This is a genomic window from Tateyamaria sp. 7Alg 36, assembly GCF_059882455.1.
Map to the genome: position 1 here is coordinate 866,120 of NZ_CM187613.1, position 12,597 is coordinate 878,716.

The following is a 12,597-nucleotide window of genomic DNA, read 5'->3' on the forward strand; positions in this document are numbered from 1 at the left end:
CAAGGGAGCGGGTATGAGGCCGGAATTGAGGGGGGTATTCCTTTCGCATGTCAATCGTCACGCGTTGCTATCTGATCAAGGAGCTCAGCTTCGATTTCCAGAATGTTGAGGAAGCGTTCTTTTGCGATGGGTTTATAGACATTCTTGCCCACCGATAGATCACGCGCCGCGGCGATCAGCTTTGCGGCAACGATCGGCGCATCGTCCCCACCGGTCATAAAACGTAGACGCATTGGTCTGGGCACGGAGAGAATGTCATCGATTGCCTCGATGCCATCTTTTTCCGGCATGTTGATATCGATCAGCAAGAGGACCGGCTCATCCCCCTGAGCCAACAACGCTTTGATGCCGGCCCCCGAGTTGCACGTCTGGACATTCCAACCAGCGCGTTCAGCAAACGATCTATATACGTTCGTAAGCTCGGGATCGTCTTCAGCGATAATTAGATGGCGCATGAAATGGTCCGATTGAATTGATTTCTGTAATTTGCCGTCAAGCTCATAGCGTTTTTTACCCTTTTCGGGTGAGCGTGCACCAAATTGTGTTTTGCGGCAAGCGTTGCGGACCAGGGTCCGAAGCTGCAAGGCGGACGGCCAATGCGGCATGACAAATAACTTGATGCATGTTCGCTACACGCTGGAGCTCGGACGCCGTACGGAAGCTCCGCTGATGCATAAGAACGGAATTGCTTGCACATCTATGGCGAACGCCCCTTTCCCACCCTCCGCCTGTAACTTAAACAGATCGCTGAGGTCAGGTCCAAAGTCCGCTTTAGTCGTCGCGCCAAAAAGTCACGCAACCGCAGCGAAGGTCTCCTTCCCGCCCAAACCGAATAATTTTTTGTGCATCCTTCTCGCTCGGCGTGGTCGAGGTCACTGTTGGCAACTTCCGTTACCGCAATGCTCTTCAGATGACGCCCAGTCTCTTCGGCCCTGTGGAAGGCGCGAGCTATATCGCGGGTGTTTAAGCTAAAAAAATGCGAGCGCCTTAACATTAGATAGGGCGTTCGTTTCTTCCCCCACCCCCAACCACCTAAGCTGGCTACAGGGACTCGTACAGACAGCTACAGGGGCAGCTTAGGCTGGTCGGTGGTCAGTTATGCCTGACAGCGCAGATAGGCCTCTCGGAGCAGCTTAGGGGCTGCACTGGCCACCGTAGACCATATCGTAGACCAGACCGCGCCTATTGACTGGAGTTCTCCACCTCCGATATCCCTTGTTTTGCTGGAGTTATCAACTGAAGCAGTGCCTGTAACGGGAACACAACATCCGTGTGGGGGCACCACTTCTTCAGCTAACGCATTGGTACCACTCCAGCTTTTATCTTAAGCTAGGAGCCGTAGACCATGTCGGCTCACGTTACTTTCTTCATCCACTTACGAAGAACGTTAATGGGGTAGCCGGAGCCGTATCCGTGACCTACTCCGTCTGTTTGCCACCCGCCAATCTGATCTACGACATCAGCGGGGCACTCGACGGCCCTGAGACGGTCTCGCATTGAGTGACGGAAGCCGTGCATTGTGCAGCCATCTGGCACGTATTCTTTCATCCATTTATTTAATGCAGCGCTGGCAGCGTTCGCGTTCGTTGTTTTCGTAGCGTTGTAGCGTGGAAAGGCGAATAAGGAGCTGGACGGCTGTTCCAGAATACGCTCTGCGGCCCATCGCGCGTGTCCTTCGAGAGGAACAACACGTTCGCTGCCTTTAGTTTTTAGGCGCCGCCAAGGATGCGGACGGACAAGGGCAACAAGAGACCCATCCTCCTCTCTTACGATGTCGTCTTTGGTCAGACCTGCAGCCTCCGCTAAGCGCATACCTGTATCTGAGACCATCGCGACCAACCATCGTAGATCGTCGTCTGCCTCGCGACATTTTCGCTGGATGATTGCGATGGCATCTTTGGGAACTGCGTTGCGACCAGAAACCCCAGCGGTCCTGTCGTAGTAAACACCCGCGAAGGGGTTGGTTAGAGACAGTCCTTGCTCACTAGCAGCAAAGTTTATCACAGCCCTAACTGTCCCGAAGACGCGGGTCAGACTGCTGCCAGCCAAACCACGGGAAATCAGGGCGTCACGGAACGCATTCGCATCAGCTTTGGTATAAACGTCGAGGGGCTTGTCTCCACAGGCATCGATCACGTAGCCACACGCTCTCTCAGCAGCTCGGCGAAAGGTTATCGGGCGGCCTTTTCCTTTTTGCTGGAGATAGATTTCCACAGCTTCTGATAAAAGTACAAATGAAGACGAGTCAGCGGGCGGGATGGTGCCAAGCTCATTTGACACCGTATGTCCGCGCCGCAACATGTGCTTTCCTGGCAGTTCCGCATCTTTCGACCTGAGAACGAACCAGTAATCATCCAGTTGATCAGCCGCCTTTCTAGCTCTCGCCTCAGCTACCCTTCGGGACCTTGTACGTAGAGAGAAAGCGATTCGAGGTGACGAGTAATGACGACGCAGCTCTTTCGGGATGCGACGACTAAAGTAAAATACACCGCCTTTTACGAAGGTGAACGTGGGTGAAATGGTCTCCGACATGGTCTACGGCTCCTAGCTTAAGATAAAAGCTGGAGTGGTACCAATGCGTTAGCTGAAGAAGTGGTGCCCCCACACGGACTCGAACCGCGGACCTACTGATTACAAATCAGTTGCTCTACCAGCTGAGCTATAGGGGCGCTGGAAAGAGCGTCTAAATGTATGCGCGGGCGGTGACAAGACAAAAAACGCATCTTTGGTAACGCTTTTATCTCGACACAATTGCAGTATAGCTATCGCGCAGACGGAACAGCAAAAACGAGGCACCGGACATGCAACTTGTCCTGCACGCAGGCGCATATTTTACGGAAGAAGACCGCCTTTTGCGCTGTCTTCTTCGCAATACCGACGATTTTTCCAAGCGCGGGGTCGCTGTCCCCGGTCCGGGCAAGTATCGCAGCTTGCTCAAGGCGACGATGGCCGCGTTGCAGGACGCGCCCCCTGCCCCTGATGCGCGCGACATCCTGTTCGACATGATTCTCGATGACGAGAACGCCGACCGCGTGATTCTCAGCCACATGTTCCTGTTCGGCCCGCCACGGTCCAGCGTGCACGAGGGGATGATCTATGAGGCCGCGCCGTCGCGCATGGCGAAACTGGCCGAGCTATTTGAGCATGACGAGGTCGAACTGTTCCTTGCCCTGCGCAATCCGGCGACGTTCCTGCCGGCCCTGTTCGAGAAAGCGCCCCAAGAGGATATGGCCAGCTTTTTGCGCGGTGCCGATCCGTTTGCGATCAAATGGTCCGACACATTGACCGCGATCCGCGCCGCCGCGCCCTCGGTCAAGATCACCGCATGGTGTTTTGAAGACATGCCGCTGATCTGGGCGGAAATCATCCGCGAGATGGCGGGACTTGAACATGGCGAGAAGATTATCGGCGGTTTCGATCTGCTCTCCGACATCATGACCGATGAGGGCATGAAACGCTTCCGCGCCTACCTCAAATCACACCCGACGATGACCGAAATGCAGAAACGGCGCGTGATCTCGGCCTTTCTGGACAAGTTCGCGATCGAGGACGCCATTGAAGAAGAGTTGAACGCCCCCGGGTGGAGCGAAGACGATATCGAGATGATGACCGACATCTACGAAGAGGACATGCACGCGCTTGCGCGCATTCCCGGTGTCACCTTTATCGCGCCCTAGGTAACGCGGGGCAAAGGCGGCGCGGACAAATGCCCGCTGCCGCAAAACTTTTCCGTAACAGCGCCTTAGGACATGCCAAGCGCTTCTTTATACATGTCGAGCACCGCCTCTTCCTCGGCAATGTCATCCTTGTCGCGCTTGCGCAGTGCGATCACCTTGCGCATCACCTTGGTGTCGTAACCGCGCGCTTTGGCTTCGGCCATCACTTCCTTTTGCTGGTCGGCGAGGTCTTTTTTCTCCATGTCCAGCCGTTCGATCCGTTCGATGAACTGACGCAATTCGTCGGCGGTGACGCGGTAGCTTTCGGCGTTGGTGGCTGTTTCAGACATGCGCGGGCTCCTGTTTGGCGATGAATGCGTGTGTTAGCGATGCGTTGTGAGCGCTGCAAGGGGCAACCCTGCTTGCAAAGGGCTTGGCAGTCCGATAGCGCTTGCGCCATGGAAACGACAACTGGAATGACCCTGTTTGATGGCCTGATCTGGGGCGGCGCTGTGCTGTCGCTGCTGGGCCTTGCGGGGCTTGTGTGGTGCATCGTCACCGTGTGGGGCGCGCGGCGCAAAGCGCTGGATGACGAGGCGATACGCGCCGTTCTGGCACGGGTTCTGCCCTATAATCTGGGCGCGCTGTTCCTGTCGGTGATCGGCCTGATGCTGGTGATCGTCGGGATTTTCCTGCAATAGCAGCCGACCCTACCGCGTCTTTTCCACGCCCCTGACATCTGCCCATGCTGGACAGCGCCCTTTGCGCACAGTAAGTCCGCAGGCATGGATATCAGACAAATCACACCGACCTATTTCGTTTCGCCACAGCTTGAGCCTGGCGATATGGCGCAGCTTGCAAACCTCGGGATCACCACCGTCATCTGCAACCGTCCGGACAGCGAAATCCCGCCCCAATTGCAGGCCGATGCGATGGAAGCCGCCGCGCGCGAGGCGGGGGTGGAATTCCACCGTCTGCCGTTGACGCACCAGACCATGACGCCTGAAAATGTGGCGGCACAGATGGGCCATGCGGCTGCGGCCAAGGGTGCGGTTCTGGCCTATTGCGCGTCTGGCACGCGATCCACGGTCGTGTGGTGTTTCGGTCAGGCAGGCGACATGCCCACGGACGAGATTCTGGCAGCGGCCCGCGCAGGCGGTTATGACCTTGCCAGTATCGCCCCCACGCTGGACGCCATCGCCCAAAGCAAAGGCGCCTAACCCGCTGAGCGCATGGGCACGTCAGCCAAGTCGGGCAGATCATTCAGATCGGGCAAGTCATCAAGGTCCGGTAGATCGTCCAGATCAGGCAGGTCCGACAGATCAGGCAGGTCATCCAGATCGGGCAGATCAAGATCCGACAGGGCATCATCGTCCATTCCGTTGGCCCCTGCCCCCGCGCCTGACCCTTTGGGCATCGGGTCCAGCGGTGGCAGCGCGAGCATTGCCGCCTCTACCTCATCCTCTGTCACATCGACGGCACGCGGCACCGTGGCGCGACGGCCCGATGAGGTCAGCACCTCCACCTCGGGCATGTCGACCTTGTCCTTGTCACTGGCACGGCGCAGCGGGTGGGTCGCATGGGCGGGCGGCGTTTCGGGCCGCACCGCGCGCAGCCCGTCCACATGGCCCACAACCCCGCGCCCCAGAATGCGCCCCGTGCGCGTCGTGATCTGGACATTCGGGAATGCCCCCGGTGTGAGTTTCAGCGCCTGCCCCACCTGCAATCCGCGCAAGCGGCTGAGTGGCATTTGCAAGCGGCACACGATCATCTCAAGATCGGCATTCAGCGCCATCACCACCTTGGACAGATCGGCCTTGGGCGTCGCATCCGCAATGTCGTCTTCGGGGTCGTCATAGGCGGGCACGCGCGCGTCCACTGTGGGCAGCACAAGGGTGATTTCGCCCTGCCGCACCCCGCGCGCGATATCCAAGGTCAGCTTGATCGTCACATATTCGGCCGTATCCAGCGACAGGGACAGGGTACGCGCATCATCCGCCTTGGCCCCGAACTGGAACCCTTCGATCAAGGCACGTTCGGCCGGATCGTCCAGAATAGGCGCGGCGCGGGCAAAAACCGTGTCCAGCAAGGGCGCACAGATCGCGGCATCGGTGCGCGTCATCCGGCGCGTATCGCCCGTGTCGGGCAGCACCGTGCCGATGGTCTGCTGCTGGATCAGAGCGCCAACAATTAACGGGTCGATCATCGCCGCGCCGGAACAACGCGCCGGACCGTCCAGCAGCATCAGCAACCGCGCATCGTCAAGCGCCGCTTCGACATCATCACCGGCCAGCGTCTGGACCACCGCACCAATCACCGCAACAGGCAGGTCCATCAGCGCGTCCGCCACTTTGGCAATCATCACGCGGAACGCCTTTTGCAGCGTCATGGCACGGGCCTTACGCTCTTCCTTTCCGGTGGCGGCGATGCGCCCCAAAACTGTTTTTGATGTGGTCTCGGCCATATCCTCCGCCGGTATCCGCGCTGACATACCTGTCGATACCTAGAGAGAATTGGTTACCAACCCCTTTCACGCACAGGGGATTTGTCACCTTTGTGCCTGCGCAGCTATTGCGCGGCCAGCGCATCCTGACGCGGCAAATGAACCACAAAACAGTTGCCGTCGATCGAGGGCGCATAAGTTATACCGCCGCCCAAACGGGTCATGATCTCGCGACAGATGGCAAGGCCCAGCCCCGCCCCCGACCCTTCCTGATCGCTGACCCGAGAGAACTTTTCGAAGATCAGCGTGCGTGCGGCGGGCGGGATCGGCGTGCCGTTATCCTTGAATTCGACCGACACATCATTGCCATCACGGCGCAGCGAAATAGTCAGGCGCGGCGTCTCGGCGTCACAATATTTGCGCGCATTGGTAATGAGGTTGATGAACACCTGCCCCAACCGGTCCAGATCGGTCCTGAGCGCCACACTTTCGTCCAGAAAGCGACGGTCAATCTGCATGTCGCGCCCGCCGCCCGCCAGCGCGGTCAGTGTCGCTTTCTCCAGCACGTCCTTCAAGTCACCCGTCTCGAACCGCAGCGACACCTGCCCGTTTTCCAGCACGCTAAGATCCAGCAGATCGTCGAGCAGACGGGTCAAACGGATCGCTTCGGCATGGATGATCGAGGCATAGCGCGTCTTTTCCTCGTGACCCATCCCGTCGGTGTCGCGCAGGATTTCAGAGAACGACCGGATCGACGTCATAGGCGTGCGCAATTCGTGGCTGATCTGGCCCAGAAACGCGTCCTTTTGTACCGACAGCGCGGTCAGCTTCTCGTTCGCCTCGCGCAATTGCCGCGCCGTGCGGCTGAGTTCGTCGGATTTCGCCTCAAGCTGGCTGGAATATTGCAGGATTTGCGCGGATTCATCGGCCACCGCCATCAGATCCTGCACAGTGACCGACGCGCCGCCGACCAGTTGGCTGATCATCGCATGGGCTGTGGCGGCGCCGACCGAGGCGGCCAGTTCTCTCTCAAGACTTTGCAAGAATTTCTGTGTGGGTTCAGGCAGTTGCCCCTCCTGCCCTTGGCGCTTGGCCTCGGCGCGGAACAGCATCTGCGCCTCTTCCGCGCCAAGGATTCGCTGGGTCATGATCATCAGATCCTCAGAAGTGGCGCGGGCCGCATCCCAGCCGCGCGCCTGCGGCGAGTGGTCAAAGACGTTGACGATCTGCGCGCCTTGCAGCCGTTCAACCGGACTGGGGAAAGTGCACAGGGACAACGCCACAAACACCGCCATGTTCAGCGTCAGCGACCACACGACCGCATGGACCGTGGGATCGACCCCTTCGATGCCGAACAGGGCCTGCGGGCGCAGCCAACCCCAGCCGAACAGGCCTTTGTCGAACACCGCTTGGGACAGTAAAACATCGGGGCCAAAGCTGGGCAGCAGCGAACAATAGACCCAGATGGCAAAGCCGATCAAAAGCCCGCCCAACGCGCCCCAACGGGTGGCCGCGCGCCAGAACAGCCCGCCCAGCATTGCGGGCAAAAACTGCGCCACGCCGGTAAAGGAAATGAGACCGATCGCCGCCAGCGCCCCGCCGCCGCCGGAAAAGCGGTAGTACAGATAGCCCAGCCCGATGATCACAAGGATCGACGCACGCCGCGCCAAGATCACCACATTGCGCACATCCCCCGACACATGCGCGCCGTCGCGCCGCGCGCTGAGCCACACAGGCATGACCACATGGTTGGACATCATCGTCGACAGCGCCAGCGTCGCCACGATCACCATCGACGTGGCCGACGAAAACCCGCCAAGAAAGCTGAGCGTCGCCAGCCCCACCTGATCGTGGGCCAGCGGCACGGTCAGCACGAACAGGTCGGGATTGGACCCTGCGGGCAGCAGATCAAGGCCGACCACCGCGATGGGGACGACAAACAGGCTCATCAACATCAGGTACAGCGGAAAGGCCCACGCGGCGATCTTGAGGTGGCGTTCATCCGCGTTCTCGACGACCATGACCTGAAACATGCGCGGCAGGGTCAGAAAGGCCGCGGCGGACAGCGCCGTCAGGGCGACCCAACGGCTGCGGTCCATGTCCCACGTCCCGATTTGCGACGCATCAATGCGGTCCATCATCGGCCCGACGCCACCCGCGATGCCCCAGACCACGAAGACCCCCACCGCCAGCAGAGCGAGCAGTTTTACCACCGCCTCGACCGCGATGGCGATCACTACACCGTCGTGCCGTTCATTTGCGTTAAGGTTGCGCGTGCCGAACACGACCGTAAACACCGCTAGCCCCACCGCGACCCAGAACCCTGCGACCAGACGGTTCAGCCCCTCGCCATCCTGCGGACCGGCGAAGATGGATAGGGACAGCGTAACCGATTGCAATTGCAGGGCAATATAGGGCGTGACGCCGACCACAGCCATGATCGTGACGACAATAGCCAGCAGATTGGACTTACCGAACCGCGCCGAAATCAGGTCCGCCACGGATGTCACACGCTGCACCCGCCCGATGCGCACCAAGCGGCGCAGCACCCACCACCAGCCGACCATGACAAGGCTGGGACCGAGGTAGATGGTCACATATTCCATACCCGACCGCGCCGCATAGCCAACCGCGCCATAGAACGTCCAAGCGGTGCAATAGATCGACAGCGACAGCGTGTAGACCAGCGGGGATCGCAACCACGCCCCCCCGCCCCGCGCGGCCACACGTTCCGCAAAAAAGGCAATGGCGAACAGGAACACCACATAGCACAGGCTGACCCCGACAAGGAGATTGACCGTCGCCATCATGCGTCCTCGGGGGGGCTGCCATCGGGCGGGTCATCCCCGGGGCGCAGCGCGAGATAGAGCGCGTAAGACGCCGCGATCAGCAGCACCCAGACCAGAAAGACGTAGAAAACCGCGTCCGACATGGCCATCGGGCCGGTGGCCTCGGTGCTTTCGGATTTTGTGGGCCAGAACAGCGGGAACATCCACAACAGCACCCCCACCACAGGCAGGATGCGCAGGGCGTCCATCATGCGGCGGCGGCGATAGCTGCGCCGCTCCAGAAAGACCGCAGGGCGCATCGGGCGGCTCATCGTGCCAGTTGCACCAGATCGCGCACGGCGGTGATGACTTCGATGTTCGAGAATGGCTTGGTCATAAAGCGGCTTACGCCTGCCTTTTCGGCCTGTTCGCGGTCCCGGGCCTGCCCGCGCGCGGTCAGCATCAAGACCGGCAGCGCCGCAAACTCGGGATCGCCGCGCAACTCGGTCAGGATGTCCAGCCCGCTTTTCCCCGGAAGCATGTGATCCAGCACTACCAGATCGGGGCGCAGCGCACGGATGCGCGCAACCGCATCGGCGCCGTCACTATGCGTGTCGACGGTCCAGCCCTCTCGGCTTAGCAAGAAACGCAATGCCTCTATGATATTGATCTCGTCCTCGACGAGCAGGACATGCTTGCCCATCCTCCGGCCCTCTCCCCTAAGCCACACCGACGCCGCGGGTTTTCCCCGTCTGCGGTGCAGGAGGCAGTATGTGCCGTTTTTCGGGGGCTGTCAAAACGTCAGAAACCGTCGCTCAGGATCGAGGGTTCGCGGCGCGCTACACAGTCGGTCGCAGCGCAGATGCGACAGGCAGGGCCAATTTCGATCGGGGACGGTCCGGCACTGACTTTGTCCCTGTCCACAGGCACAACCAGCATGGTGGCTTGGGTCAATGGCGGCGCGTTCAGCGTGAGATGCCCCATGGTTTCGGACGCGCCATAGCAGTCAAACAGCGCATCGGGCCGTCCCGCCATATGCACCCGCTGGTACAGCACCTGCCCGCTGAGGCCGAGCGCCTGAAACAGCACCCAAAGCGGACAGCCCGCGCCATAGCGGGGAATCGGGAAGCCTTGAGCGCTTTTGCGGAACAGCAGACTGCCCGCCCTGTCCGCCACCACCAGACCACAGCCCAGTTCTGGCAGCGCGGCAAGGCGGCGCAGCAGGCAAGGCATCGCCACATTGAAATGCGCCGCAAGCGCGGGCGGGTTCAGGCCCAGCGTCGCAACCGCGTCGCGCAAGGCTGGCAGGGGCACGCGAGCGCTGTCGGATTTGATCCGGTCCAGCACGCCGCGTGCGATATGGCGCGCCGCACCCGAGTTGAGGTGCGGCGAAGCGTCAATCATCCCGACCGCATCAGCGCGCCCCTCTTCCAGATCGGCAAAGGAGTAGTCATGCGCCTCGAGGAAATGTTCGACCTCGTCCTGCGGGGTGCCGGTGATTGTCGCCTCTCCGGTTTCGGTATCCAGAAAATCCACCAGCGTTTTGGAGCTTTCGGCAAGGCGGCGGCTGTCGGCGTCGATGTTGGCATGGAACCTGTCGCGCCATTCGGGGGCCAGATCCTTGTCCTGCGCCAGAATGGACGCGGTGGCACGGATCGACGCGGCGGTGGACAGAACCTCGTGCACGGAGGCCGCGAATTCGGGGTCATGGCTCAGCCTGTCGCTGAGCGCTTCGACCGTGTTTTCAAGGGTTGCACGCTTGCGATAGGCCTCGGCCAATGCGTCGGCCCACGCGGGAAAACGGCCCGCGAAATCCTCCACTCGCTCCAGATCGGCGGCGGGCATATTGGCGGTGGCGGCGGCCTCGCGCAGGGTGGCGACCAGCGCCGCCTCGGCCCCGATGGTCAGGGCCGACACCTCGACGCCAAGCGCGCCAGCGATGTTCAGCAGCAGTTTTCCCCCGATTCTGCGCCGGTTGTGTTCGATCAGATTGAGATAAGAGGCCGATATCCCGATTTCACGGGCAAGCTGGGATTGCTTGATCCCCGCCATGGTGCGGCGTTCGCGGATCCGCGTGCCGGTCAATGCGTCGCGCGCCATGTCCTTGGGCCCCTGTTTGCAAGCTTTTTCAATGGGTTTCTGCGCCGCAACATAAGAAACTTTACAGAAATTCGGCAACCTTGTGGATATGTTTACAAAATAGTTGTGAAAAACAAGGGGTTTATTGCGCAATTTTCTGACTTGGGGCCATAACTGCTTTGCATCAATAGGTGCCGCGCCTTGCCGCTGAGGAGAGGGAAGTGCGCAAATCAACAAATGGGAGGATTTTCATGTCCAAGATGAACCTGACACGCCGTGGTCTGATCCAGACTGGTGCGGTCGCCGGTGCGGGCCTTGCTCTGCCGACATACCTGCGCGCGGATGGCCACTCCGGCTTTACCAACGCGCCCACAGGCAGCAGCGTCACACTGGGTTTCAACGTTCCACAGTCCGGCCCCTATGCCGACGAGGGCGCGGATGAACTGCGCGCCTACGAACTTGCGGTCGAGCACCTGAACGGTGGTGGCGACGGCGGCCTGATGAACACGTTCTCGTCCAAAGCCCTGCAAGGCAACGGCATCATGGGCAAGAAAGTCGAATACGTCACAGGCGACACGCAGACGAAATCCGACGCCGCGCGCGCTTCGGCCCGTTCGATGATCGAAAAAGACGGCGCCGTGATGATCACCGGCGGTTCGTCCTCCGGTGTGGCCGTGGCTGTTCAGGCGCTCTGCCAAGAGGCGGGCATCATCTTCATGGCCGGTCTGACACACTCCAACGACACAACGGGTAAAGACAAGAAAGCCAACGGCTTCCGCCACTTCTTTAACTCGTACATGTCCGGTGCCGCCCTCGCGCCGATCCTTGCCTCCAACTATGGCACGGACCGCAAGGCCTATCACCTGACCGCCGACTACAACTGGGGCTACACCACAGAAGAAGCCGTGCGCACATCGACCGAAGCCATGGGTTGGGAAACTGTCGCCGCCGTGAAAACGCCGCTGACACAGACCGACTTCAGCTCGTATATCGCGCCTGTCCTTCAGTCCGGCGCCGACGTTCTGGTTCTGAACCACTACGGCGGAAACATGGTGAACTCGCTGACCAACGCGGTTCAGTTCGGTCTGCGTGAAAAGCAGGTCAACGGCAAGAACTTCGAAATCGTTGTTCCGCTGTACTCCCGCCTGATGGCGAAAGGTGCTGGTGCAAACGTTAAAGGCATCTTCGGTTCCACCAACTGGCACTGGTCTCTGCAAGACGAAGGTTCCAAGCAGTTCGTTCAGTCCTTCGGCACCAAATACGGCTTCCCACCCAGCCAGGCGGCGCACACATGCTATGTTCAGGCCCTGCTTTATGCAGATGCCGTGGAACGTGCGGGTTCGTTCAACCCATGTGCGGTTGCAGAAGCGCTCGAAGACTTCGAGTTCGACGGCATGGGCAACGGCAAGACGCTGTACCGTGGCGAAGACCACCAGTGCTTCAAGGACGTTCTGGTCGTGAAAGGGAAAGAGAACCCCACGTCCGAATTCGACCTTCTTGAGATCGTGGAAGTCACACCAACCAGCCAAGTCACCTATGACGCGTCGATCTTCGGCGGTGAGCTGGGCGCGTGTAACCCGGGCGCATAAGCGCAGGCAAAAACCACGGGTGGGCGCGCTGTCGCCCACCCCTCGTGGCCCGCTGGGGTGGC

General features: G+C 60.1%; 12 protein-coding genes and 1 tRNA gene. 4 read left to right on the forward strand and 9 right to left on the reverse strand.

What is annotated here, in order from left to right; genetic code table 11:
- Positions 1 to 50: 50 nt before the first annotated feature.
- The 3 genes from AC6GQJ_RS04190 to AC6GQJ_RS04200 form a co-directional block, all read right to left on the reverse strand.
- The gene (locus AC6GQJ_RS04190) at positions 51 to 584 is read right to left on the reverse strand and encodes a response regulator (RefSeq protein ID WP_500772073.1); all 534 of its coding nucleotides are present in this window, start codon (positions 582 to 584) and stop codon (positions 51 to 53) included.
- A gap of 769 nt (positions 585 to 1,353) precedes the next feature.
- Entirely contained in the window at positions 1,354 to 2,532 is a 1,179-nt protein-coding gene (locus tag AC6GQJ_RS04195; protein WP_500772075.1) for a DUF6538 domain-containing protein, read from the reverse strand.
- A 61-nt stretch (positions 2,533 to 2,593) separates the two neighbouring features.
- Positions 2,594 to 2,669: transfer RNA gene (locus AC6GQJ_RS04200), tRNA-Thr, on the reverse strand.
- Positions 2,670 to 2,801: 132 nt separating this feature from the next.
- On the opposite strand from AC6GQJ_RS04200, the gene AC6GQJ_RS04205 reads away from it, so the two are divergent.
- Positions 2,802 to 3,677, forward strand: a complete 876-nt coding sequence (locus AC6GQJ_RS04205) for a hypothetical protein (protein WP_500772077.1) — start codon at positions 2,802 to 2,804, stop codon at positions 3,675 to 3,677.
- 65 nt (positions 3,678 to 3,742) lie between these two features.
- On the opposite strand, the gene AC6GQJ_RS04210 is transcribed toward AC6GQJ_RS04205, so the two are convergent.
- Positions 3,743 to 4,006 (reverse strand): DUF2312 domain-containing protein, encoded by a 264-nt coding sequence (locus AC6GQJ_RS04210; RefSeq protein ID WP_500772079.1) that lies wholly within the window; start codon positions 4,004 to 4,006, stop codon positions 3,743 to 3,745.
- Positions 4,007 to 4,132: 126 nt separating this feature from the next.
- Here AC6GQJ_RS04210 and AC6GQJ_RS04215 point away from each other — a divergent pair, with 126 nt between their 5' ends.
- Positions 4,133 to 4,357 carry a hypothetical protein gene (locus tag AC6GQJ_RS04215; protein ID WP_500772081.1) on the forward strand — a complete coding sequence of 75 codons (225 nt, stop codon included), beginning with the start codon at positions 4,133 to 4,135 and terminating at the stop codon, positions 4,355 to 4,357.
- 84 nt (positions 4,358 to 4,441) lie between these two features.
- Positions 4,442 to 4,876 carry a protein tyrosine phosphatase family protein gene (locus AC6GQJ_RS04220; protein ID WP_500772083.1) on the forward strand — a complete coding sequence of 145 codons (435 nt, stop codon included), beginning with the start codon at positions 4,442 to 4,444 and terminating at the stop codon, positions 4,874 to 4,876.
- Here AC6GQJ_RS04220 and AC6GQJ_RS04225 read toward each other — a convergent pair.
- The 5 genes from AC6GQJ_RS04225 to AC6GQJ_RS04245 all read right to left on the reverse strand — a co-directional run bounded on the left by AC6GQJ_RS04225 (position 4,873) and on the right by AC6GQJ_RS04245 (position 10,967).
- Positions 4,873 to 6,120: a hypothetical protein gene (locus AC6GQJ_RS04225; RefSeq protein ID WP_500772085.1), complete on the reverse strand. Its 1,248-nt coding sequence runs from the start codon at positions 6,118 to 6,120 to the stop codon at positions 4,873 to 4,875. The genes AC6GQJ_RS04220 and AC6GQJ_RS04225 overlap by 4 nt on opposite strands.
- A gap of 104 nt (positions 6,121 to 6,224) precedes the next feature.
- Positions 6,225 to 8,906: an ATP-binding protein gene (locus AC6GQJ_RS04230; protein ID WP_500772087.1), complete on the reverse strand. Its 2,682-nt coding sequence runs from the start codon at positions 8,904 to 8,906 to the stop codon at positions 6,225 to 6,227.
- Positions 8,906 to 9,199 (reverse strand): hypothetical protein, encoded by a 294-nt coding sequence (locus AC6GQJ_RS04235; RefSeq protein ID WP_500772089.1) that lies wholly within the window; start codon positions 9,197 to 9,199, stop codon positions 8,906 to 8,908. Before AC6GQJ_RS04235 ends, AC6GQJ_RS04230 begins: the two co-directional genes overlap by 1 nt.
- Positions 9,196 to 9,570, reverse strand: a complete 375-nt coding sequence (locus AC6GQJ_RS04240) for a response regulator transcription factor (RefSeq protein WP_500772091.1) — start codon at positions 9,568 to 9,570, stop codon at positions 9,196 to 9,198. The genes AC6GQJ_RS04235 and AC6GQJ_RS04240 overlap by 4 nt, the downstream gene beginning before the upstream one ends.
- A 98-nt stretch (positions 9,571 to 9,668) precedes the next feature.
- On the reverse strand, positions 9,669 to 10,967 hold the full coding sequence (locus AC6GQJ_RS04245) for a short-chain fatty acyl-CoA regulator family protein (protein WP_500772093.1): 1,299 nt from the start codon (positions 10,965 to 10,967) through the stop codon (positions 9,669 to 9,671).
- Positions 10,968 to 11,197: 230 nt separating this feature from the next.
- On the opposite strand from AC6GQJ_RS04245, the gene AC6GQJ_RS04250 reads away from it, so the two are divergent.
- The gene (locus AC6GQJ_RS04250) at positions 11,198 to 12,535 is read left to right on the forward strand and encodes a substrate-binding protein (protein WP_500772095.1); all 1,338 of its coding nucleotides are present in this window, start codon (positions 11,198 to 11,200) and stop codon (positions 12,533 to 12,535) included.
- Positions 12,536 to 12,597 lie beyond the last annotated feature (62 nt).

Bases quoted from the DNA above. Each gene is read 5' to 3' on its own strand.
- AC6GQJ_RS04195 (WP_500772075.1), bottom strand. From the start codon at position 2,532: ATGTCGGAGACCATTTCACCCACGTTCACCTTCGTAAAAGGCGGTGTA.
- AC6GQJ_RS04240 (WP_500772091.1), bottom strand. From the start codon at position 9,570: ATGGGCAAGCATGTCCTGCTCGTCGAGGACGAGATCAATATCATAGAG.
- AC6GQJ_RS04235 (WP_500772089.1), bottom strand. From the start codon at position 9,199: ATGAGCCGCCCGATGCGCCCTGCGGTCTTTCTGGAGCGGCGCAGCTAT.
- AC6GQJ_RS04245 (WP_500772093.1), bottom strand. From the start codon at position 10,967: ATGGCGCGCGACGCATTGACCGGCACGCGGATCCGCGAACGCCGCACC.
- AC6GQJ_RS04205 (WP_500772077.1), top strand. From the start codon at position 2,802: ATGCAACTTGTCCTGCACGCAGGCGCATATTTTACGGAAGAAGACCGC.
- AC6GQJ_RS04210 (WP_500772079.1), bottom strand. From the start codon at position 4,006: ATGTCTGAAACAGCCACCAACGCCGAAAGCTACCGCGTCACCGCCGAC.
- AC6GQJ_RS04230 (WP_500772087.1), bottom strand. From the start codon at position 8,906: ATGGCGACGGTCAATCTCCTTGTCGGGGTCAGCCTGTGCTATGTGGTG.
- AC6GQJ_RS04225 (WP_500772085.1), bottom strand. From the start codon at position 6,120: ATGGCCGAGACCACATCAAAAACAGTTTTGGGGCGCATCGCCGCCACC.
- AC6GQJ_RS04215 (WP_500772081.1), top strand. From the start codon at position 4,133: ATGACCCTGTTTGATGGCCTGATCTGGGGCGGCGCTGTGCTGTCGCTG.
- AC6GQJ_RS04250 (WP_500772095.1), top strand. From the start codon at position 11,198: ATGTCCAAGATGAACCTGACACGCCGTGGTCTGATCCAGACTGGTGCG.
- AC6GQJ_RS04220 (WP_500772083.1), top strand. From the start codon at position 4,442: ATGGATATCAGACAAATCACACCGACCTATTTCGTTTCGCCACAGCTT.